At 60.1% G+C, this 531-nt stretch carries 1 protein-coding gene; it reads left to right on the forward strand.

Going from position 1 to position 531, the window contains the following annotated elements:
* Window positions 1–524 (forward strand): baseplate complex protein (locus ACWR1S_RS30890; RefSeq protein WP_454566145.1); only part of this gene is annotated, 524 nt, incomplete at its 5' end.
* Between the last annotated feature and the right edge of the window lie 7 nt (window positions 525–531).

Genomic DNA, 531 nt, shown 5'->3' on the forward strand with positions numbered 1-531 from the left:
AAGTCCAGGGCAAGAACCTCAAGGTCACGGCCAACCTGCGAATCGAAAGCGGCGACATGTCTGGCCAGACCAGCAACACCGACAAGGCTCACAAAGGCTTCAAGCCCAAGACGCTGGCCGTCTCGCTGATGATTCCCTTTGTGGATAAAACCCAACTGACGAATCTGTTGCGCATGGCTGAAGCCACGGCCGGCGGTGGTCAGTTGCATCTGTATCGGATCGTGAACGACACGGCCGAAACTTTCGGCGTGCGTCAGGTGGAGTTTTCCGACGGCGTCAGTGCGCGGGAAGCTGACACCCTGAAAGCCTGGCTTGTGCAATTCACGCTGAGCGAACGCGAATCGAACCCGGAGAAAGTAGAAGGCCGGCGCGCTGGCAACAAGGTAGACGCTCAAGGCGCCCCGGGCAGTACGGTCGGCGAAGGCGGCGCCGGCGACGCAACCAGCGACAACCCCGCGTTGAGCGGCTTTGAAAAAGTGCTGGGACGTGTGGATAAGTGGCTGGGCGGGAGTGAGCAGACGTGAAACTGCA

This window comes from Pseudomonas sp. AIG, assembly GCF_977020205.1.